At 68.3% G+C, this 20,821-nt stretch carries 24 protein-coding genes; 6 read left to right on the forward strand and 18 right to left on the reverse strand.

Features of this window, described 5'->3' with window-relative positions; genetic code table 11:
- Positions 1-65 precede the first annotated feature (65 nt).
- Complete coding sequence (locus SPI01S_RS07020; RefSeq protein WP_066720289.1) at positions 66-1,163, reverse strand: fatty acid desaturase family protein; 1,098 nt, start codon at positions 1,161-1,163, stop codon at positions 66-68.
- 152 nt (positions 1,164-1,315) lie between these two features.
- Between SPI01S_RS07020 and SPI01S_RS07025 the strand changes: the two genes are divergently transcribed.
- Positions 1,316-2,473: a hypothetical protein gene (locus tag SPI01S_RS07025; protein WP_066720291.1), complete on the forward strand. Its 1,158-nt coding sequence runs from the start codon at positions 1,316-1,318 to the stop codon at positions 2,471-2,473.
- Between the two features lie 48 nt (positions 2,474-2,521).
- Here SPI01S_RS07025 and SPI01S_RS07030 read toward each other — a convergent pair whose 3' ends face one another.
- The 8 genes from SPI01S_RS07030 to SPI01S_RS07065 form a co-directional block, all read right to left on the reverse strand.
- A complete protein-coding gene (locus SPI01S_RS07030; protein WP_066720293.1) occupies positions 2,522-2,785 on the reverse strand; it encodes a hypothetical protein in 264 nt (87 codons plus the stop codon).
- Positions 2,786-2,880: 95 nt separating this feature from the next.
- A complete protein-coding gene (locus tag SPI01S_RS07035) occupies positions 2,881-3,159 on the reverse strand; it encodes a hypothetical protein (protein ID WP_066720295.1) in 279 nt (92 codons plus the stop codon).
- Positions 3,160-3,377: 218 nt separating this feature from the next.
- Positions 3,378-4,148 carry an exodeoxyribonuclease III gene (xth, locus tag SPI01S_RS07040; RefSeq protein WP_066720297.1) on the reverse strand — a complete coding sequence of 257 codons (771 nt, stop codon included), beginning with the start codon at positions 4,146-4,148 and terminating at the stop codon, positions 3,378-3,380.
- A 10-nt stretch (positions 4,149-4,158) separates the two neighbouring features.
- The gene (gene erpA, locus SPI01S_RS07045; protein WP_066720300.1) at positions 4,159-4,503 is read right to left on the reverse strand and encodes an iron-sulfur cluster insertion protein ErpA; all 345 of its coding nucleotides are present in this window, start codon (positions 4,501-4,503) and stop codon (positions 4,159-4,161) included.
- 49 nt (positions 4,504-4,552) lie between these two features.
- Positions 4,553-5,719, reverse strand: a complete 1,167-nt coding sequence (locus SPI01S_RS07050) for a M23 family metallopeptidase (protein WP_066720301.1) — start codon at positions 5,717-5,719, stop codon at positions 4,553-4,555.
- Between the two features lie 123 nt (positions 5,720-5,842).
- Positions 5,843-6,646 carry a ferritin-like domain-containing protein gene (locus SPI01S_RS07055; protein WP_174539081.1) on the reverse strand — a complete coding sequence of 268 codons (804 nt, stop codon included), beginning with the start codon at positions 6,644-6,646 and terminating at the stop codon, positions 5,843-5,845.
- Positions 6,643-7,113: a peroxiredoxin gene (locus SPI01S_RS07060; protein ID WP_066720305.1), complete on the reverse strand. Its 471-nt coding sequence runs from the start codon at positions 7,111-7,113 to the stop codon at positions 6,643-6,645. The genes SPI01S_RS07055 and SPI01S_RS07060 overlap by 4 nt, the downstream gene beginning before the upstream one ends.
- 13 nt (positions 7,114-7,126) lie before the next feature.
- Entirely contained in the window at positions 7,127-9,802 is a 2,676-nt protein-coding gene (locus SPI01S_RS07065) for a bifunctional [glutamine synthetase] adenylyltransferase/[glutamine synthetase]-adenylyl-L-tyrosine phosphorylase (RefSeq protein WP_066720308.1), read from the reverse strand.
- An 82-nt stretch (positions 9,803-9,884) separates the two neighbouring features.
- On the opposite strand from SPI01S_RS07065, the gene SPI01S_RS07070 reads away from it, so the two are divergent.
- Positions 9,885-10,082, forward strand: coding sequence for a hypothetical protein (locus tag SPI01S_RS07070; protein WP_066720310.1), 198 nt, complete (start codon positions 9,885-9,887; stop codon positions 10,080-10,082).
- Positions 10,083-10,085: 3 nt separating this feature from the next.
- Here the strand turns inward: SPI01S_RS07070 and SPI01S_RS07075 are convergent, their stop codons facing one another.
- The 3 genes from SPI01S_RS07075 to SPI01S_RS07085 are packed head-to-tail and all read right to left on the reverse strand — an operon-like array spanning position 10,086 to position 12,573.
- The gene (locus SPI01S_RS07075) at positions 10,086-10,421 is read right to left on the reverse strand and encodes a 2Fe-2S iron-sulfur cluster-binding protein (protein WP_066720314.1); all 336 of its coding nucleotides are present in this window, start codon (positions 10,419-10,421) and stop codon (positions 10,086-10,088) included.
- On the reverse strand, positions 10,418-11,500 hold the full coding sequence (locus tag SPI01S_RS07080; protein WP_066720771.1) for a cysteine desulfurase family protein: 1,083 nt from the start codon (positions 11,498-11,500) through the stop codon (positions 10,418-10,420). The genes SPI01S_RS07075 and SPI01S_RS07080 overlap by 4 nt, the downstream gene beginning before the upstream one ends.
- Complete coding sequence (locus SPI01S_RS07085) at positions 11,497-12,573, reverse strand: cysteine desulfurase family protein (RefSeq protein WP_084253305.1); 1,077 nt, start codon at positions 12,571-12,573, stop codon at positions 11,497-11,499. Before SPI01S_RS07085 ends, SPI01S_RS07080 begins: the two co-directional genes overlap by 4 nt.
- 92 nt (positions 12,574-12,665) lie before the next feature.
- On the opposite strand from SPI01S_RS07085, the gene SPI01S_RS07090 reads away from it, so the two are divergent.
- Positions 12,666-13,322 (forward strand): alpha/beta hydrolase, encoded by a 657-nt coding sequence (locus SPI01S_RS07090; protein ID WP_066720317.1) that lies wholly within the window; start codon positions 12,666-12,668, stop codon positions 13,320-13,322.
- Between the two features lie 13 nt (positions 13,323-13,335).
- Here SPI01S_RS07090 and SPI01S_RS07095 read toward each other — a convergent pair whose 3' ends face one another.
- From SPI01S_RS07095 to SPI01S_RS07110, 4 genes are all read right to left on the reverse strand, one after another.
- Positions 13,336-14,223 (reverse strand): alpha/beta hydrolase, encoded by an 888-nt coding sequence (locus SPI01S_RS07095; protein WP_066720321.1) that lies wholly within the window; start codon positions 14,221-14,223, stop codon positions 13,336-13,338.
- 103 nt (positions 14,224-14,326) lie between these two features.
- On the reverse strand, positions 14,327-14,515 hold the full coding sequence (locus SPI01S_RS07100; RefSeq protein ID WP_066720323.1) for a hypothetical protein: 189 nt from the start codon (positions 14,513-14,515) through the stop codon (positions 14,327-14,329).
- A complete protein-coding gene (locus SPI01S_RS07105; RefSeq protein WP_066720326.1) occupies positions 14,497-14,703 on the reverse strand; it encodes a hypothetical protein in 207 nt (68 codons plus the stop codon). The genes SPI01S_RS07100 and SPI01S_RS07105 overlap by 19 nt, the downstream gene beginning before the upstream one ends.
- On the reverse strand, positions 14,675-15,643 hold the full coding sequence (locus SPI01S_RS07110; protein ID WP_066720329.1) for a threonine ammonia-lyase: 969 nt from the start codon (positions 15,641-15,643) through the stop codon (positions 14,675-14,677). The genes SPI01S_RS07105 and SPI01S_RS07110 overlap by 29 nt, the downstream gene beginning before the upstream one ends.
- A gap of 154 nt (positions 15,644-15,797) precedes the next feature.
- Between SPI01S_RS07110 and SPI01S_RS07115 the strand changes: the two genes are divergently transcribed.
- Together SPI01S_RS07115 and SPI01S_RS07120 are read left to right on the forward strand one after the other, a co-directional pair.
- A complete protein-coding gene (locus SPI01S_RS07115) occupies positions 15,798-17,024 on the forward strand; it encodes a type III PLP-dependent enzyme (protein ID WP_066720332.1) in 1,227 nt (408 codons plus the stop codon).
- 180 nt (positions 17,025-17,204) lie between these two features.
- The gene (locus SPI01S_RS07120) at positions 17,205-18,284 is read left to right on the forward strand and encodes a 1,9-bis(guanidino)-5-aza-nonane synthase (RefSeq protein WP_066720336.1); all 1,080 of its coding nucleotides are present in this window, start codon (positions 17,205-17,207) and stop codon (positions 18,282-18,284) included.
- 181 nt (positions 18,285-18,465) lie between these two features.
- Here SPI01S_RS07120 and SPI01S_RS07125 read toward each other — a convergent pair whose 3' ends face one another.
- Entirely contained in the window at positions 18,466-19,227 is a 762-nt protein-coding gene (locus SPI01S_RS07125) for an SDR family oxidoreductase (protein WP_066720343.1), read from the reverse strand.
- A gap of 102 nt (positions 19,228-19,329) precedes the next feature.
- Here SPI01S_RS07125 and SPI01S_RS07130 point away from each other — a divergent pair, with 102 nt between their 5' ends.
- The gene (locus SPI01S_RS07130; RefSeq protein ID WP_066720345.1) at positions 19,330-19,731 is read left to right on the forward strand and encodes a winged helix-turn-helix transcriptional regulator; all 402 of its coding nucleotides are present in this window, start codon (positions 19,330-19,332) and stop codon (positions 19,729-19,731) included.
- Between the two features lie 60 nt (positions 19,732-19,791).
- Here SPI01S_RS07130 and SPI01S_RS07135 read toward each other — a convergent pair whose 3' ends face one another.
- Positions 19,792-20,811 carry an extracellular catalytic domain type 2 short-chain-length polyhydroxyalkanoate depolymerase gene (locus SPI01S_RS07135; RefSeq protein ID WP_157084592.1) on the reverse strand — a complete coding sequence of 340 codons (1,020 nt, stop codon included), beginning with the start codon at positions 20,809-20,811 and terminating at the stop codon, positions 19,792-19,794.
- Between the last annotated feature and the right edge of the window lie 10 nt (positions 20,812-20,821).

Raw genomic sequence — 20,821 nt, forward strand, 5'->3', positions numbered from 1 at the left:
GGTATCAAAGAAAAGGGCCGGCGCACCGCCCGGTGCCCGGCCCCTTTTCAGCCATCGCGCCGCGATCAGCGCTGGCGCATCGTGCCCTGCGCGAGCTTCACCACCAGCCCCGACAGCGTCGGGTAATTGGCCTGGTGATAGACCGACGTCGGGTCCAGCGCCGCCACCAGCCGGCGATGCGCCTCGCCGAGCGAATGATAGGGCACCGCCGGCAGCAGATGGTGCAGCGCGTGGTAGCGCAGGCCCACCGGCGCCCACAGATAGGGCAGCAGGCCCGGCTCGGGCACGTTGACGCTGTCGAGATACTGGGCCGTCACGGTCAGCGGCTCGCCTTCATTCTCCCAAAGGTGCGCGACCAGCGTGCGGACCTGGTTGATCACCGCCGAGCAGGCGACGATCGCGACATAGGCGAGGAAGGCGCGCAGCGGCAGGATGCCGGCCACGGTGATGCCGATCAGCGTGATCGCGAAGATGCTCGCGCCCAGCTCCTGCCAGAACCACTGGCGGCGGAATTCGCCTTCGGGCGCGCGGCGCTCGAACGCGGGATTGATCTGCAGCCCCGAATAGCGCGCGACGACCAGCCGGCGCAGCTTCGGCGACAAGAGCGACAGCGGCGCCAGCACCGCGAAGCGGAGCAGCAGGCCGATCGGCATCAGGACCGAGACGAGCAGGAACAGCGGCAGCGTCCACGGCTTCATCCGCGCCAGCGGCAGATATTCGGGATCCTGGTCCGTGCCGTAGCGCGTGCGCGCGTGGTGGATCGTGTGGATCCCTTCGTACATGAACGACGGCAGCAGCAGCGGCACGCCTACCAGCGCATTCCAGGCCGGGCGGAAGCCGGGCAGCAGCGAATGCTTGAGATGGGTGATCTCGTGAATGAACAGCTCGGCGCGATACAGCGCCAGCACCGCGACGATGCCGCCGATCACCGCCACCCAGGGCGAAGCCGCGAACATCGCCGTTGCCATGCCGGCATAGCCGATCGCCGCCGAAAGGAAGCAATCGGTCCAGTACATGGCCTTGTTTGGCGTGTGGAGGTCGCGGGTCAGCTCCGCGGCGGCGCGCAGCATCGCGCGATCGTCGGGAACGCCCGAAAGCCGGATGCGCGCGATCGTCGCCGAGACCTCGGCGTCCGGATGATCGAAGGCTAGCGATTGGGTCATGGGTACTGCCATTGGCCTTAGATAGTGGCTACAAGGTGGCATTACAGGGCGTCCGTTGGGCCGTTTCGCTGCGCTGCATGCCGCGCGCTTGACAGGCGCCCCCGGACGCAAGACTGCATTGCGCCGTATCAAGAATTTCTGGGGGAATCCGCGTGGCTAGTGCCGATCTCAAGGTCCGGCCCGTTTCGGGCAAGGCCGACACCAAGGCGTTCATCGAACTCGCCTACCGCCTGAACGGCGACGACCCGCACTGGGTCGCGCCGCTCCGCGACGAAGTGGCGGCGACGATCAGTCCGAAGAAGAACGGCTGGTTCAGCCATGCCGAGGGCCAGCTGTTCCTCGCCGAGCGGGAAGGCAAGGTCGTCGGCCGGATTTCGGCGCATATCGACACGCTGGCGCTGCAGATGCCGCCCGAGCAGGGCTTCGGTCCTGGCACCGGCTTTTGGGGCCTGTTCGAGGCGGAAGACGCCGAAGTCGCCGCCGCGGTGATCGCCACGGCCGAGGACTGGCTGCGCGCCAAGGGCATGACCAAGGCGCTGGGTCCGGTCAGCCTGTCGATCTGGGAAGAGCCCGGCCTGCTGGTGAAGGGCCACGACCATTCCCCGACCGTGCTGATGGGCCACCATCCGAAGCGCTATCAGGGCTGGATCGAGGCGCAGGGCTATGGCCCGGCCAAGAAGATCGTCACCTATGAGGTAGATATCAGCAGCGAGTTCCCGCCGATCGTGCAGCGCATCGTCGCCGCCGGCGAGAAGAATGCGCGCATCCGCATCCGCGAGGTGAACAGGGACAAGTTCGCCGAGGAAGCGGCGATCATCCTCGCCATCCTCAACGATGCCTGGGGCGACAACTGGGGGTTCGTGCCGCTCACCCAGCCCGAGGTCGACGATGTCGGCAAGAAGCTGAAGCCGCTGGTATTCAACGACCTGATCCGCATCGCCGAATATGACGGCGAGCCGGTGGCCTTCATGGTCACCCTGCCCGATCTCAACGAGCCGCTGAAGCCGCTGAAGGGCTCGCTCTTCCCGTTCGGCTGGGCGAAGCTGCTGCTGTGGCTGCGTCGCCCCAAGGCGCGGACGATGCGGGTTCCGCTGATGGGCGTGGTGAAGCGCCTGCAGAGCTCGCGCATGGCGAGCCAGCTGGCCTTCATGATGATCGAGTATATCCGCCGCGCCTCGGTGACCAAATATGGCGCGAGCCGGGGCGAGATCGGCTGGATCCTGGAGGACAACCAGGGGATGGTCGCGATCGCCGACGCGATCGAAAGCAAGATCAACCGCGAGTATCTGATCTACCAGAAGCCGCTCTGATCCGGCCTCTGGCAGCGGGCGGTTGGGCCGCCCGCTGCCGGCCGATGTTCAGCGGGTCGCCAGCGGATCGACGCCGGTATCCTTGATCCATTCCGCGCGGGTCTTGCACTGGCGCGGCGGCGCAATGCGGGTGCCGGTCATCGCTTCCTGCTGCACGCAGACCCGGACCGAACCGGCTTCCGTCTGCGCGCTGGGTTCGACGCGCTTTTCCTTGTCCGAGGCGGCGCTGGCCGGAACGGTGCCGATGGCGATCAGGGCGCAGGCGCCGAACAGGGTGGCGCCGATGCGAGCGGTACGAGCGAAGTTGGTCATGTTGCTTCTCCTGAAAAAGGCGTGGGGGATTGTTCCACCGCACGCGATGCGGGGGTTGGTAGGCTTGCTGCGATGTCAGAGGGGGTGGCGGGCGATCAGTATTCGCGGAAGGGATCGTTGCCTTCGCGGATCCATTCGCCGCGAGTCTTGCACTGCTTGATCTTCTTGGTCGTGCCGTCGGTCGCCTTGCGCTCGACGCACCAGACGAGGCGTCGCGCGATCGGGTCCAGCGTGCGAAGGTCCTTCTTCGCCGCGGCCTTGGCCTGCTGGGGCTCCGATGCGGCCTGGGCCGATGCAGCCGCGGTCAGGGTCGTGGCGAGCAGCGCGGCAGCCGGGATCAGGCCGAGGATGGTGGGTTTGCGAATTACGCTCATGTCAGGTTCCTGTCTGCTTCGAGGTCCGACGCTCCTTCGCTTCGCCGGTACCTCGCTGCTTTGCAGGAGCCGTGCCAGTTTACACTGGTCATATTTTTCAATGACTTAGCAAAAGCCATTAAAGTGTAATAGCGCCATAAGACGGCGCATTCACCTAAGAGTTGGCGCCGGGCGCCAACCTTATCGCCATTTCCGGAGAGATCGTCGCGATGCTGCGCTTATCGCAGCGTCACCCAGGTCGGCGCATGGTCGCTGGCCTTCTCGCGGCCGCGATAGTCCTTGTCGACACCGGCGCCCGTGAAGCGATCCGCCGCCTGGGGGCTGAGCAGCAAATGGTCGATGCGGAAGCCCGCGTCGCGCTGCCACGCGCCCGCCTGATAGTCCCAGAAGGTCCACACGCCGCCCTTGGGGAAGCGCGTGCGCAGCGCGTCGGTCCAGCCTTGGGCGAGCAGCATGCGGTAACGCTCGCGCGATTCCGGCTGCATCAGCGCATCCTCGGCCATGGCACGCACCGAGAAGGTGTCGTCGTCGTTCGGAATGACGTTGAAGTCGCCCGCCAGGATCGCCGGCCGCTCCTCGGCAAGCAGTTGTGCCGCGCGGTCGTACAGCCGATCCATCCAGCGCAGCTTGTAGTCGAACTTGGGCCCCGGTTGCGGGTTGCCGTTGGGCAGATAGAGGCCGCCGATGATCAGGTCGCCGACTTCCGCCTCGATATAGCGGCTGTGCGCGTCCTCGGGATCGCCCGCCAGCCCACGCTGGCGCTCGATCGGCTGCTGGCCCTTGGCCAGGATCGCCACACCGTTGAAGCCCTTCTGGCCGTGCCATACGGCGCCGTAACCGGCCGCCTCGATCGCGGCGACGGGCAGCGTCTCGTCGGAGCTCTTCAGCTCCTGCAGACAGACGATGTCCGGCTGCTGTTCGGTGAGATATTCGACTAGGCGATCAATGCGCGCCTTGATGCCGTTGACGTTGTAGCTGACGATTTTCAACGGGCTGCGCTCAGATCGAGAAGCTGGTGCCGCACCCGCAACCGGATGCCGCATTGGGGTTGGTCACCGCGAAATGCGCGCCGCCGAGATTGTCGATGAAATCCACCTGTGCCCCGCGGACCAGGTCAAGGCTGACGGAATCGACCACCAGCCGCACGCCGTCTACCTCCGCGACGCTGTCGTCCGCCTCCACGCCCTCGGCAAGGCCGAAGCGGTACTGGAAGCCCGAACAGCCGCCGCCTTCCACCGAAAGCCGCAGGATGGCTGGCTTGGCCTGCTTGGAGGCGATCGCAGCGACCCGCGCCGCAGCGGCGGGAGTCAGCGCGATGGTGGGCGGGTCGAGGGTGGTCGTCATAGGCGTCAGATAATGCGCCGGCGCCCGTCCGGCAATGCGGTCGGCACGCTCAGCGCGGACCGCCCACCCCTCCGGTCACCGGTGCCTGCGCGATATATTCGCCCGACTGGATGAACGGGATCGGATTGATCGCGCGGCCGTCAAGACGCACCTCATAATGGAGGTGAGTGCCGGTCGAGCGGCCGGTCGAGCCCATCAGCCCGATGATCTGGCCGCGGCGGACGCGGGTGTTGTCCGCCACCAGGATCTTCGAGAGGTGGCCATAGCGGGTTTCGAGGCCCCGACCATGGTTGATCTCGACCAGATTGCCATAGCCGCCCTGGCGACCGGCATGCGCGACGATGCCGTCGGCCGTCGCATAGATCGGGGTGCCCATCTCGCCGGGAATGTCGACGCCGGCATGCATTGCCGCGGTGCCGCGGAACGGATCCGAGCGGACGCCGTAGTGCGAGGTGAAGCTGACATGCTGCACCGGCTGCATCGACGGGATCGAGATGGTGCTCGACTCGATCGAGTCGAGCTTCTTCCAGGTCTCGAACAGCGAGCGGAACTGCGCATCGGCATCCGCGCCGGTGGCGACCGCCGCGTCCTCATCGCTGACCGGCTCATAGGGGCCGCCCATCGCGACGTTCACCTTGACGAAACGGCTCGGCGCGAGGCCGAGATGCTGGAGGCGCGCGGCGGCCTGGCGCACCCGCGCCGCACCGACCTTCTGGGCCTGCGCGGCGAGCGCGACCTGGCGTGCTTCCACCTGGCGCAGCGGCGCGACGATCTCGCCGGTCAGTGCGCTGGTCTGCTTGGGGGTGGCGGCGAGATCTGCCTCGAGCACCGAACGATCGGCCTTGCCGGAAATGACCGCGTTCAGCACCGCCTGGCGCTGCTCGATCTTCGAGGCCTGGAGCTTGGCGGCCTCCTTCGCGGCGGCGACCTCGGCGCGCATCCGGGCGACCTCGGCGCGCATCGCGGCGACCTGCGCCTCGGGCGAGCCGGCGACCGGCGCGGTATAGGCGATCGCGCCGGCCATCGCCTGCGACATGCCATAGCCCGAGAACAGCACGGTCAACGTCGCGGCGGTGGCGAACAGCGCCTGCGAACGGCCACCCACGCTGAACCGGCGCAGCTTGCCGCCTTCGTGGAGGATGACGTCACGGGTGGTGAAGAAGTCCCGGAACTTGCGTGCGAAATCGTCGTTCTTGCGTTCAGACGGTACAGCCATGAGTCCCCGGCGCATTCATGGAAGCGAACACGGAGCGACCCGACGTTTCACTTCAGGATGATGCGGACGGATTGGGCAGCCCCTGACCTCGCCGTCCCGCTTGGGGACTCTTTTGGAGGATAATCAGCCAGCGGCAAGCGCTTGGTAGTAATCCCGCGTCAGACCGGCTGCTTCGCGCGCCGAGTCGTTGAACGGCGGCTTAACGGCCCCTCGAAAATGGGTTCGGACCAGGTCCTGCCAGGTCGTTTCGGGGGTGCAACCAGCGGCCTCGCAGGCCGACTCAAACCACTCCGTACCAGCCCTTACGTGCCGTATCTCATCGGTGACAATGCGGGTCAGGATCTTCGCGGTGACGGTGTCGCCGGCCGCCTCGAACCGCTCGATCGTCGCGGGGGTGACGTCCAGCCCGCGGGCTTCGAGCACCATCGGCACCACGGCCAACCGCGCCTTGACATCGTGTGCCGTCCCGGTCGCCGCATCCCACAGCCCGTCATGCGCCGGCAGCGCGCCATAGTGACTTCCCAGGCTGCGCAACCGCCGGTCGAGCAACGCGAAGTGCATCGCCTCGTCGGCGCCCACCCGCATCCAGTCATCGGTGAAGCCGGTCGGAAACTGCGCGCCGAACCGGCCGACCAGGTCGAAGGCGAGGTCGATCGCGACGAATTCGATATGCGCCAGCGCGTGGATCAGTGCGACCCGCCCCCGCTCGGAGCCGCCGCGCCCGCGCTTGGGCATGCGGTTGGGCGGCAGCAATTCGGGGGCAGCCGGGCGCGCCGGGCGTTCTGGCATGGCGACGTCGAAGCGGAAATCGAGCCGCCCCAGCCGCCAGTCGCGCGCAGCTGCCCGCGCCGCCATCACCTTGTCGTTCGGTTCGGCGGCGTCGAGCACCGCCCGCACCGCCGCGCCCACGCTGCGCCGTTCGTTCACCCGAGCGCCTTTGCCGCTTCGAGCACCTCGGCGGCATGGCCGGGCACCTTCACCTTGCGCCAGGCGCGCACGAGCTTGGCCGACGCGTCGAACAGGAAGGTCGAGCGCTCGATGCCCATATACTTCTTCCCGTACATCGATTTCTCGACCCACACGCCCAGCGCCTCCATCAGCGCGCCGTCCTCGTCGGTGGCGAGCGGCACGGTGAGGTCGTACTTGGCAGTGAACTTCTGGTGCTTGGCGGGCGGGTCCTTGGAGATGCCCAGCAGCTTCACGCCCAGCGCGGTGAAGTCCGGCATCAGCGCGGTGAAGTCCTGCGCCTCGCGGGTGCAGCCCGAAGTATCGTCCTTGGGATAGAAATAGAGAACGAACGGCGCGCCTGCGCCCCACTCCGGCAGCGAAAGCGCGCTGCCATCCGCCGCCACCAGCGCGTTGTTGGGGAGCGCGTCGCCCTGCTCGATGCTCATTGCCTGGTCTCCATCAGTTGCCGGCCTGGATGTCGGCCCAGCATTGGCGCACCTCCTGCCGCGTCGCATCGAGCGTCGCAACCACCGCTTCCCAATCGGGCAGGCCGAGCGACCGGGCGATCAGCGCCCGCGTGCTCTCGCCCGGCGGCTGCGCATCGGGTGCGACGAGGCGCAGCGTCACCAGCAACCGGGTGAGGAAATCATGCGCCGCACGCAGCGCCGGCGGCACGATGCCCCACGCCACCAGCGCATCGATTGCGCGGCTAAGCTGCGGATCGAAGCCGGTCCGGTGGCAGAGCTGCTGGACGTGGACCGCGAATTCCAGATCGACCAGACCGCCGTCGAGCAGCTTGGCATCGAGCGGCCCGGCCGGCGGTTTGTGCGCGGCCATGTCCGCCCGCATCTTGCGCGCATCGGCAAGGATGTCGCGCTCGGGTCGCGCGCCGTGGAGGACGCGGTCGATGATCGCCTGGACCTGCGCCCGCGCCTCCGGGGAGCCGAACACCGGCCGCGCGCGGGTGAGCGCCATATGCTCCCACGTCCAGGCGTCCTTCTCCTGATAGCCGGCAAAGCCTTCGAGCGAGACGGAGAGCGGCCCCTGGGTACCGGACGGCCGCAGCCGGGTATCGACCTCGTACAGCGGCCCCGCCGCGGTGGGCACCGAGAGCGCTGCAGTCACCCGCTGCGCCAGCCGGTTGTAATAGGTGACCGCGCCGAGCGGTCGCCGCCCGTCCGATTCCGCGGCATAATCGCCGGTGAACAGGTAGATGAGGTCCAGATCCGAAGCATGGGTGAGCGCCCCGCCGCCCATCCGCCCGAGCGCCAGGATCACCAGTTCGCTGCCGGGCACCGTGCCATGCTGCCCGGCGAACTCCTCGATCGCCGCGGCCGCCAGCACCGCGATCGCGGCTTCTGCGACGCGCGCGTACCCGGCGGAGACCTCCATCGCGTCGCTCACCCCGGCGACGATCTGCGCCCCCAGCGCGAACCGTTTCTCGTTGACGATCCGGCGAACATGTTCGAGCCGCCATTGATAATCGGCACCGCGCTCCACCGATGCCATCGTCGCCACCAGATCGGAGACCGCGCCCACCGGCGCCAGCGCGCTCGAATCGATCAGGCCGTCCAGCAGCTCCGCGCGGCGGCCGAGCTGTTCGGCGAGCGTCGGCGCATGGCTGAGGATGGCGCTGAGCAGGCGGGTGAGCGCAGGTTGCGCCTCCAGCAGCCGGAAGATGTTGACCGCGCTCGGGAGCCGCTTGAGCATCGCGTCGAACCGGGTGATCGCGTGCTGCGGATCGGGCGCGCCGCCGAAACCCGCCATCAGCGTCGGCAGCACGGCCTCGAGCGCGCTCTGCGCGGCCGGGCTGCGCAGCGCCGGATAGGTCGCCCCGCGCCAGCCCTCCACCACGCGCCGCGCGGTCTCGGCATCGGGAAAGCCCGCCTGGCCCAGCCGTTCGCCGAGCAGGTCCGGATCGGTGGGCAAGCCGCTGCCGCCGCCCTCGGCCAGCGCGTCGTAGATCCGCCCCACCCGCTCGACATGCGGCTGGAGCAGCGCGATCAGCGCCGCGCCGTCCTCAAGCCCGTGCAGCCGCGCGACGTGATCGAGCGCCGCGGGATCGCTCGGCAGCGTATGCGTCTGGCGATCGTCGATCATCTGCAGGCGATGCTCGATCGTGCGCAGCAACACATAGGCCTCGTCCAGCGCCGCCGCCTCCCGGGCGTCGATCCGCCCCGCGGCGGCCAGCGCCGCGAGTGCGTCGCGCGTGGCGGGCACGCGCAACGCCGGGTCGCGGCCGCCATGGATCAGCTGGTGGATCTGCGCGAAGAACTCCACCTCGCGGATGCCGCCGCGCCCGCGCTTCAGGTCATAGCCCGGGCCGAAGCGCTGCCCCTGGTGGTGATGGTCTCGGATGCGGCGGGAGATGTCCTGGATCTCGCGGATCGTCCCATAGTCGAGCGCGCGGCGCCATACGAAAGGGCGGATCGCGTCGAGGAAGCCCTGCCCCAGCGCGAGGTCTCCCGCCGCCGCCCGCGCCCGGATGAACGCGGCGCGCTCCCAGGGCAGCGCCTGGCTTTCGTAATAGCTGATCGCCGCCTCCACCGGCAGCACGATCGGCGTCACCTCCGGTGAGGGGCGCAGCCGCAGATCGACGCGCAGGACATAGCCGTCGCCGTCACGCTGCTGGAGGATTTCCAGCACCCGCCGTCCGATCCGCACCGCCGCTTCCTCGGGCACCTCGCGCGGACGGCACGGCAACGTCGCGGGATCGAAGATCAGGATGGGATCGATGTCCGACGAGTAGTTGAGCTCGCGGCTCCCCTGCTTGCCGAGCGCGATGGCGGCAAAGCCGCGCGGCGCCGCATCCGGCGTACGCTCGCGGATCGCAGCGTGGATCGCGCGGTCGAGCGCTTCGTCGGCAAAGTCGCTCAGCAGCCGCGTGGTGCGCCCGAAATCATAGGCGCCGGAAAGGTCGCCGATAGCCGCGATCAGCGCCAGCCGCCGTCGCTGGATGCGCAGCGCCCGGGGCTCCGGCAGCCCGGCCGTCGGCGCACCGGCGATGCCGATCGGATCGCCGAGCGCGGCCGCAGGGTCTTCGGCGATGTCGTGCTCGCGCTGCAGCGCCAGCGCGAGGAACGGCGAATGTTCGGATATCCGCTCGAGGGCGGAAGAGAATGCAGGATCGGTCACGCCAAGTTCCGTGGTCCAGAAACGGTAAAGCTGCGATGAAATGCAGACATGGCAGGCAACGAATGCACCACATGACCGTTTTGTGGCCGTGGTTCAGACGATACCCTCCAAGTCCCAAGAGGCAAGCGCCGCGACTCCCTATCGCATCGAGGCGCCGCGCGCGTGCGACGGCATCGGGCGCGCGATCGCCAATGCCTATGACCGGGACCAGGGCTTGCCACACGACATGGCGGCGCTGCTCGCCAAGCTGAACGACCGCGATCCCCGCTGCATCTGGTGATGCTCACCGGCCCTGCATGTCGCGGTGGGCGGAAGGCATCCGCAGGGTCAACCCGTCCAGCGTATCGGTGAGCAGGATCTGGCAGGCGAGCCGGCTGGTCCGCACCGCGCCGATCGCCAGGTCCAGCATGTCCTCTTCCTCCTCGCTGGCCGGGGGCAACCGCTCGAAATCCTCGGGCGCCACGATCACATGGCAGGTGGAACAGGCCATCTGTCCTTCGCACGTGCCTTCCAGCGGCTGACCGGCATTCTGCGCCACTTCCAGCAGGCGCACGCCAGGCGGGGCCTGCACCTCCTGCACCCCGCCCCCCCGTGCATCTTCGAAACGCACCCGGATCATGCGACAACCCGCTGGGCGTCGGCGGCGGCGCAGAGTCGGTCGAGTGCGGTCATCAATTCCTCCTCGGTGGTCGTCCGGCCGAAGCCGATACGGATACTGGAACGCGCCTGCGCGTCCGAAAGCCCAAGTGCGCGCAGCACATGGCTGGGCCGCCCCGACCCGCTCGCGCAGGCCGAACCGGCGGAAAAGGCGATGTCGCGCAGATCCGCGATCAGACGGCCGACATCCAGGCCGTCGCGGCGGACGTTGAGATTGCCGGGATAGCGGTCCGTAGCCGAGCCGTTGAGATGCCAGCCCCCGGCCAGCCGCGCGATCGCCGCCGCGTGGAGCCGCGCCACATGCGCTGCATCCTCCTCCCGCCGAGCCGCCGCAACCCTGGCCGCCGCACCGAACCCGGCGCAAAGCGCTGGCGACAGTGTACCCGATCGCCCGGGCGCCTCCTGCCCGCCACCATGAAGCAACGGGGCGAGCGTCACGCCGTCGCGCACCCAGAGCGCACCGATGCCCTTGGGACCATGGATCTTGTGCGCCGAGACCGCCACCAGGTCGCAGTTCGCCGGGATCGGCACCCGGCCATAGCCCTGCACCGCGTCGCACAGGAACAGCGCGCCCGCCGCATGGGCGAGGTCTGCCAGCGCCTCGATGGGCTGAATCACGCCGATCTCGTTGTTGACCAGCATCGCCGCGACCAGCCCGGTGCCCGGCACGATCGCCGCGCGGACGAGCTCCAGATCGACCATCCCGTCGGCGCGGACCGGCAGCACCGTCACCGGCCGCCCACTCGCGGCTACCGTATCCAGCACCGCGGCATGTTCGGTCGCGAGCGTCACGATTCCGCCGGTAGTGCCCTTGATCGCCCAGTTGAGCGCCTCGGTCGCGCCGCTGGTGAAGGCGAGCGTGCCCCCGGGCGGCAGCAGCGCCGCCACCTGCCCGCGCGCCGCTTCCACTGCCGCCTTCGCAGCGCGGCCCGGTGCGTGCGGCGAATGCGGATTGGCGTGCTGGGATTCGAGCCAGGGGAGCATGGCGGCCAGCGCCTCCGGGGCAAGCGGTGTGGTCGCCTGATAGTCGAGATAGATCATGCCGCCCGCGCCCGTGCGTCGGCGAAGGTCGCGCACCACAGCTCGGCGAAGCGATCGACATCCGCCGCCGTCGTGGTCCGCCCGAAGCTGACCCGCACAACTTCGCGCAGCGCCGGTTCGATCCAGCCCATCGCGGTCAGCACATGGCTTGGCCGCATGCTGCCCGAGGAGCAGGCACTGCCCGCCGACACCGCGATGCCCGCGAGGTCAAAGCGGATCAGTTGCGCCGCCGAGGACACGCCTGGCATCCGATAGGCGCCGATCAGCGGGCTGCGCGGGCTCTCCGCCCCCACCACCTCCCCGCCGGCGCCGACGATCGCCGTCTCCAGCCGCGCGCGCAGCCGTGCCATTTCCGCCAGATCCTCGGGCACCGCGACCGCTGACGCATAGCCCAGCGCACCGGGCAGGTTTTCCGTCCCCGGTCGGTAGCCCTTCTCCTGCCCGCCGGTCGGGAGCAGCACGCCCAGATCGCGCACCAGCAGCGCGCCTATCCCCGGCGGGCCGCCACGCTTGTGGGCAGAAACGGCCACCAGGTCCGCGTGTCGCAGCACTTCGGCATCGGCATGCGCCGGCATCTGCGCGGCATCGACCAGCAGCAGCCCGCCCGCGCCGTGCACCGTTTCGGCGATCGCCGCGATCGGCTGGCGCACGCCCGTCTCGCTGTTGGCCCATTGCACGCAGACCAGCGTGCGGCCCGCGCCTTCCAGTGCGGCTGCCAATGCCGCCAGGTCGAGCAGGCCGCTCGCCGTCACCGGCAGCACGCGCGCGCCTTCGCCCAGCCGCAGCACCGCATCATGCTCCACCGCCGTCATCAGCCGCCGTTCGGCGACGGTGCGGCCAAAGGCGATTGCCAGCGATTCGCTCGCCCCGCTGGTCAGCAGCAGCTCGTGCGCCCAGCCATAGGCGGCGGCGATCCGCCGCCGCGCATCCTCCAGCGCCGCCCGCGCCGCGCGGCCATCGCCATGGGGCGAGGAGGGGTTCGCCCAGCGCGTCATGCCCTCCAGCACCGCCGCCACCGCCTCCGGCAGCATCGGCGTCGTCGCGGCGTGATCCAGATAGAGTCGAGCGGCCAATGGCGTTCCAATTGCGTGAAGGGACCCGCTGCCTATATAGCGACCATGTTCCTGCGCTCCACCGCGCACTTCCCTATTGAACAGGATCCGCCTTGCCCGAAGTCATTTTCCCCGGACCCGAAGGCCGCCTCGAGGGCCGCTTCGCCCCCGCCCCGCGCCCGCGCGCACCGGTCGCGATGATCCTCCACCCGCACCCGAATGCGGGCGGCACGATGAACAACCGCATCGTCCAGGATCTCTACAAGACCTTCCAGCGCCGCGGCTTCGCGACGCTGCGCTTCAACTTCCGCGGGGTCGGCAAGAGCCAGGGCGTGTTCGACAACGGCATTGGCGAACTCTCCGATGCGGCGAGCGCGCTCGACTGGGTGCAGAGCTTCCACCCCGAGGCTTCGTCCACCTGGGTCGCCGGCTTCGGCTTCGGCGCCTGGATCGGCATGCAGCTGCTGATGCGCCGCCCGGAAATCCGCGGCTTCATCTCGGTCGCGCCGCCGGCGAACATGTTCGACTTCACCTTCCTGGCGCCGTGCCCCAGCTCGGGCATCATCGTGCAGGGCGAGCAGGACGAAGTCGTCACGCCGGGCGCGGTGCAGAAGCTGGTCGACAAGCTGCGCACCCAGAAGCACATCACCATCCACCACGACACCATCCCGGGCGCGAACCATTTCTTCGAGCACGAGATGGATCAGCTGATGGGCTCGGTCGACCGCTATCTCGACATGCGGCTCGATCCCAACTGCCCGATCCGCTGAGGATCCTGGTGGCTCAGCGCGGCGCGAACGTCGCGCTGAGCCAGCGATCGACCACGGCGGTGGCGGGATAGTCCGCCTCGCCCAGCTGGCGGTTCATCGCGACATGGCCGCGCAGGCCGCGGCCTTCGAACCCCTGCACCTGCACCTTCGACCCCTCCGCGCGCAGCCCCGCCGCCAGCGCTTCCGACTGGCGCGTGCCGTCGTCGCGCTGGACGTGAAGGATCAGGAACGACAGCACGTTCGGCCCTGCGGTATGCGCGATCGGCGACAGCGCCCGCTGCCGCGCCGGATCGGTGCCGAACGCCTTGGCATAGATCGGCCGCATGAAGCGCCCCGCCGCCGCGATCTGCGCCGGCACGTCATAGGCGGCGCCGTCCAGCAGCACCACGCCGCGGAGCTGGTCGAGCATCAGGTCCTGCTTGTGCATGTAGCGCGGATCGGTGCCCACCAGCGCGGCGAGATGCGCACCCGCGCTGTGCCCCATCAACACCATGCGGTCGGGATCGAAGCCCAGCTCCCGGGCATGCGCGACCAGCCAAGCGATCGCGGTCGCCACGTCCTGCGCCTGCTGCTCCACGGTCGCGCCCGGCACCAGCCTGTAGTTGATCGTCGCGAAGGCATAGCCCTCGCCGGTGAAGTGCTGGATCTTGGCCGCGCCGGTCGCATTGTCCTTCGAACCACGCTCCCAGCCGCCGCCATGGACGAACACGACCAGCGGGGGCGGCGCGCGGGTGGCGGCGGCGGGCGGGTGATAATCGAGCCTCTGCTCGGGCAACGCGCCATAGGCCAGGTCCCGCTTGGGCGAAGAGGCTGCGGGCGGCGGCGAGGCCATCTGCTGCTGGGCGAGCGCAGGCGCACCCGCGAGGAACAGCCCGGCCAACACCCATCCGATCGCGCGCATACCGGTTCTCCTGCTACGGCTGCATGGTATCGCAGGGAACGGCGCCGGGTCTAACGCGAAAAGGTCGCAAGATGTAACGAAGCGCCCTGCCACGGGCACGACGCTACACCGTCCAGATCAGCACGTTGCCGAGGATCACCAGCGCGCACAGCAGCATCAGCACCCCGCGCTGCCGGTCCCCCCGGCGCAGCACGGCCACCCCGCCCCAGGCGAGGGCCAGCACCGCCAGCACGGCGATTCCCATCGTCAGCGGATACAGCCCGGAAAGGGCACTCAGGTCGCCACCACCCATAGCGTCACCCCTGTCGCGATGCAGACGCAGGCGGTGCCGGCGACCATGCGCGGATCGCTTCGATACGCGATGCGCAGCACGACCCAGAGGAAATGGCCGAGCGCGAGCGTGCCGACGCTCGCGACGCGGGCAATGGCGCCGCCGATCGGGTTGCCGCGATCATTCCGTGCCTCCGAGCGCGCGCGCATAATCCTCCAGGTCGACGTTGCCGCCCGAAACGATCACCAGCGCTCCCGGTTCCGCGGCGACCTTTCCTGCGAGCAGCGCCGCGATCGCCGCCGCGCCACCCGGCTCCACCACCAGCCGCAGCTTCGCCGCCGCCCAGCGCTGTGCCGTCCGGATCTCCGCCTCGCTCACCGCGATGCCGGTGGCGCCGCGACGAGAGAGCACGTCGAAGGTCAGCGAAGAGACGCGCTGCGTCTGCAACGAATCGCAGGCCGTCGGCGGCGGGTTGGCGCCCACCGGCTCGATCCAGCCCGCTTCCAGGCTGCGGCGCATGTCGTCCCAGCCTTCGGGCTCCACCGGAAAGATGTCCGCCTCGGGCAACGCCAGCGCGAGGCCCGCGGAAAGGCCGCCGCCACCGCACGGCACCAGCACCCGCCTCGGCGCGTCCAATCCCGCCTCGGCCATCTGCCGCGCCGCTTCGATCCCGGCGCTGCCCTGCCCCTCGATGATCCACGGGTCGTCGAAGCTCGGCACCAGCGCCGCGCCGCGCGCATGGGCGAGCTGCTCGGCGATCTTCTCGCGGCTTTCGGTGGCACGATCATAGCGGACGACTTCCGCGCCCAGCGCCAGCGTCGCCTCCAGCTTCACCCGGGGCGCATCCGCCGGCATCACGATCACCGCCGGGATGCCCAGCCGCTTCGCCGCCCAGGCGACGCCCTGCGCATGGTTGCCCGAGGAGAAGGCGACGACGCCCTTGTCGCGTACCCGTTCGTCGAGCGCGGTCAGCCGGTGCCAGGCACCGCGGATCTTGAACGCACCGATCGGCTGCAGGCTTTCCGCCTTGAACGCGATGGGCACGCCGCGCACCTCCTGCACCAGCAGGGGCGTCGGCGGCAGGATCGCCGACACCTTGGCGGCGGCGTCGCGGACTCCGGCGCGGGTGGGCTGTCGCAAAATCGTCACAGGGCATCCCTCACCGTGAAAAAACGGACCCCAGAATCACTTTACACAGGGGTCCGACGCGCATATGTGCCCTCCTCCGCTGCCCCATGGGACTTCCAACCGCAAGGCAGCTTTTCGTCAATGTTTGCCTCGCGGCATTTGGAGGTCCCTTGAGTTGCACAAGCATCATCGCGCGCTGGGGTTAGCGACCACCCTCGTCGGCACCACCCGTGTGGCCGATATCGCTAAGCTTCGTCCGGTCCAGCCGGTAACGCTCGTCCGCCCGCACGCCGCATCGCGTGCCGCTCGGTTCTTCGCAGAGAAGTTCCCGGGTCGCTCGATGTATGCCGTGAAGGCCAATCCCTCGCCGGATCTGATCCAGATCCTGTGGGAGAGCGGAATCACGCATTTCGACGTCGCATCGATCGCCGAGGTTCGCCTCGTCGCCGGTGTCGCCCCGAAAGCAACCCTGTGCTTCATGCACCCGGTAAAGGCTGAGGAAGCCATCGCCGAGGCGTATTTCGAGCACGGCGTTCGCGTCTTCAGCCTGGACAGCATGGAAGAGCTGGACAAGATCGTCCGCGCCACCAAGGGCGCGACCGATCTCACGCTGTGTGTGCGCCTTCGCGTCTCCTCCGATCACTCGAAGCTCAGCCTCGCGTCGAAGTTCGGCGTCGGCCCGGGCGAGAGCAAGGATCTGCTGATCGCGGTTCGCCAGGTCGCCGATGCCCTGGGCATCTGCTTCCATGTCGGCAGCCAGGCAATGTCGCCGGAAGCCTATGCCAATGCGATGGAGCGCGCCCGCGCCGCCATCGTCGAGGCGGGCGTCACGGTCGATGTCGTCGATGTCGGCGGCGGGTTCCCGTCCAGCTATCCCGGCATGGAGCCGCCGCCGCTCGAGCGCTATTTCGCGACGATCCACCGCGCCTTCGAAAGCCTGCCGATTTCCTATTCGGCAGAGCTGTGGGCCGAGCCGGGCCGTGCGCTGTGCGCCGAATACAGTTCGCTGGTCGTGCGCGTCGAGCGTCGTCGCGGCGACGAGCTGTACATCAACGACGGTGCCTATGGCGCGCTGTTCGATGCGGCGCATCTCGGCTGGCGCTTCCCGGTCCGCCTGCTGCGCGAGCCGGATTCGAACGCCAAGGACATGGGCTTCAGCTTCTATGGCCCCACCTGCGACGACATGGATCGCATGGCGGGACCGTTCGAGCTGCCGGCCGACATCCAGGCGGGCGACTATATCGAGATCGGCATGCTCGGCGCATACGGCGCGGCGATGCGTACCGGCTTCAACGGCTTCACGGCGGGTGAGACGGTGATCGTCGACGACGAGCCGATGGTCTCGCTCTACACCGGCGAAGACGAGCAGACGGCCGTTCCGTCGAACGTCGTCAAGCTGTAATCATTCCCCGTCATGCCAGCGAAAGCTGGCATCTCCCGCCACCAGCGACCGCCCGGTGGCGGGAGACCCCAGCTTTCGCTGGGGTGACGGCTATACTTTTGGTACCGCATCCCACGGGCCAATTTATGGGTTTCCGCGTCCCCTTTGAATGACGGCGGCCATGTGAAAATGGGAGTTCCCATGACCGACAGCCTCACCAAGACCGCGGCGGCCAACGCCCCGATCAACGACAACCGCAAGGCCGAACTGCTCTCGAAGCAGGTCAAGCATATCGACATCAAGAGCTTCGACGCACGCCCGATCGTCGACGCGATGGCCGATATGAGCTTCACCAGCCGCGACCTCGGCCGCGCGACCAAGATCTACAACGACATGCTGGCCGACAAGGACTGCACGGTCTGCCTGGTGATCGCGGGCTCGACCTCGGCCGGCGGCTGCATGGACCTCTATGCCGATCTGGTGCGCAACAACATGGTCGACGTGATCGTCGCCACCGGCGCCACCATCGTCGACATGGATTTCTTCGAGGGCCTGGGCCACAAGCACTTTCAGGCGCTTGAGATCCCCGACGACGACACGCTGCGCTCGCTCTATATCGACCGCATCTACGACACGTACATCGACGAGGAGCAGCTCCAGGACTGCGACTTCACGATCAACAAGATCGCGAACGAGCTGGAGCCGCGCGCCTATTCGAGCCGCGCGTTCATCCGCGAGATGGGCAAGTATCTGTCGGAGCACGGCAAGAAGGAAAACAGCCTCGTCAAGCTCGCCTATGAGCATGACGTGCCGATCTTCTGCCCGGCGTTCGTCGACAGCTCGGCCGGCTTCGGCCTCGTCAAGCACCAGGTCGACCAGATGAAGGCCGGCAAGCCCTATCTGATGATCGACGCGGTCGCGGACTTCCGCGAGCTGACCGAGATCAAGATCCAGGCGGGCACCACCGGCCTGCTGATGATCGGCGGCGGCGTGCCGAAGAACTTCATCCAGGACACCGTCGTCTGCGCCGAAATCCTCGGCCATGAGGACGTGGAAGTGCACAAGTATGCGGTGCAGATCACCGTTGCCGACGTGCGCGACGGCGCCTGCTCGTCCTCGACGCTGCAGGAAGCCGCCAGCTGGGGCAAGGTGAACACCGGCATCGAGCAGATGGTGTTCGCGGAAGCCGGTTCGGTGATGCCGCTGCTGGCCAGCGACGCGTACCATCGCGGCCACTGGAAGGACCGCGCCAAGCGCGGCTGGGCGAAGCTGTTCGCCTGAGCCGCACAGGGCGAGCCCCGCTCGCCCTGAGACGGCGAAGGCCGGCCGGCGCGGCCCCGCCGCGTCCGACGTCGCGGGATAAATCCCGCGACGGCCCATCCGGACAAAGCAAACGGCCGGGGAGCGATCCCCGGCCGTTTTGCTGTCCGATCCTCCCCGGTACGGAAAGGATCCAGGGGTCTCACCCCGCGTGCGCCGTCGCCATCGCAGTCAGGTGCGCGAGCACCTCGTCAAACTGCCCCTCGCGCTCGGCATTGCGGAGCGGCTTCACCCGCTCGACCAGGATTTCCTGCGGCGTCGGGGCTTCCCCGAACAGCGCCATCACCTCGTCGGCGAAGTCGTCGAGCGGCTGGTAGCCCGGCCGCTGGCTCTGCCCCGGGGTGAGTTCGGTCTGCACCGCCGGCGGTGCCAGTTCGATCACTTCCACCCGCCCGTCCAGCACCGCGCGCAGCGACACGGTGTAGCTGTGCATCGCCGCCTTGGTGGCGTTGTAGGTCGGCGCACTCACCAGTGGCACGAACGCCAGGCCGGACGTCACGTTGACGATCGCCGCATCGGGCGTCGCCACCAGATGCTCGATCAGCGCGTCGATCAGGCGGATGGGGCCGAGCAGGTTGGTGGTGACCGTCGCTTCCGCATCGGTCAGGTCCCGGCGCGTATCGAGCGGCTCGTAGCGCAGGATCCCGGCGTTGTTGATCAGCACGTTGAGCGCCGGATGCGCCGCGAGCAGCCGCGCGGCGAAGTCCTCCACGCCGTCCGCACTTTCCACATCGAGCGTCATCGCATGCATGTTGGCGCGGCCCGCGCACGCTGCCTCCAGCGCCTCAAGCCGCCGCCCCGCGACGATCACGGTGTTGCCCGCGTCGTGGAAACGGTGTGCGAGCGCCTCGCCGATGCCCGAGCCGCCGCCGGTGATCAGGATGGTGTTGCCGCTGGTCTTCATCGAACTCTCCAGTGCTGATTGCTGGCGGCGATGTACGCCGCTAGGCTCCGAACGAAAGTAGGCACCCGAAAGATTTATACGCACCCGAAAGAGAGTGAGCCCATGGCCGCCCTTCCCACCCCCGCCAAGCCCTGCCCTGCCGAGCTCGACCCCCGCGTCGAGGCGCTGGTCACCGACGTCATCGGCCGCGTCGCCGACAAATGGACGATGCTGATCCTCGAGACGCTGATCGAGCAGGGCGAGATGCGCTTCACGCAGATCGGCAAGGCCGTGCCCGGCATCAGCCAGAAGATGCTCACCCAGACGCTGCGCCAGATGGAGCGCGACGGCCTGGTGATCCGCACCATCCACCCGGTGATCCCGCCGCGCGTCGATTATCGGCTCACCGATCTCGGCGCGAGCCTGGGGGAGGCGTTCTGCGGCGTGTGGCTGTGGGCCGCGGCAAATCTGGAACGGATCGAGGCGGCGCGGGCCGCGTTCGACGAGCGTATCACCGGCGGGTGACCGCCAAGAGGCGCCCGGCACGTCGGCAAGGTTCGATCATGTCACCGGCCGGAGTTCCGTTCAGGGCTGCTGCTCCAGCCGCGCCACCATCCGCCGCACCGCATCGATCTGCAGGCCGTGCCGCAGCTGGAAGCCGAACGGCTCGCTATAGCCCCACCAGTCCCAGCAGCCGAACGGATTGCCCTCCATCATCGTCGTCTTGTCGACCTGCGGATAGAGCATGATGATCCGGTTGCTGTCCGCCCAGCCGTTATAGCCCAGCCGCGAATAGATGATGTCGCTGCTCAGCGTGTCGGCGCTCTGCAGGCAGCCATGGAACACCACGTGCACCGCGCACGCGGCCCCCCGCTCCCGACACGCCTCGGGCACGAAGACATAACCGCTATCCGCCAGCATCGCCGGGCGCCCCCGGTACAGGCGCTGATCGAACCGGACCGGCGCGGCGGACAGGATCGCCGGCGGGTGCGCCTTAAGCCCATAGATATGGTTCAGGATCGCATAGGGCTGATCGTAGCGAATACCACGATCGATGCACGAAACGACGAAGCTGGTCGTCGTGTCGCCGCACCCGCCGCCGACGATGGTGGCGGAAACGAACGCATGGCTCGCCGGCACCGTGTCGACATAGCGCAGTGCCGCGCGCGGCACCCCGGCCAGCGTGTAGAATGCCCGCACCGACCGCATCACCGCCGGCACCACGACCGAATCCCTGCTGCCGCTGAACAGATAGACACGCTGCCTGGCGATGTTCGCCACCGGATCGATCACCCGGTCGCGCGCGAATCCCGTCACCGCATCCCAGCTCCGCGCCGGGGACCAGGGCTGGTCCATGCAAAACGGCTTGGCGCCCGCCGCGCGAAACACGGCACCGCAATTGTACAGCCCGCCCGCGACGACGCCCACACCCATCACCTCGCTCGACCAGGCAACGGAATATTGCACCGCCATGAAGGCGCCGGAGGAAAGTCCCGAGACGGAGACTTTCGTGCGGTCCGCCCCCAGGGCTGGAAGTTGCTGGGCGGTGACAAACCCCGGCAAGCACAGTGCAAGCAACGACGGCAACAGGAAAAAGGCGCGCATACTCACCTCC

The sequence above is a fragment of the Sphingomonas pituitosa NBRC 102491 genome, assembly GCF_001598435.1.
Classification (GTDB): domain Bacteria; phylum Pseudomonadota; class Alphaproteobacteria; order Sphingomonadales; family Sphingomonadaceae; genus Sphingomonas; species Sphingomonas pituitosa.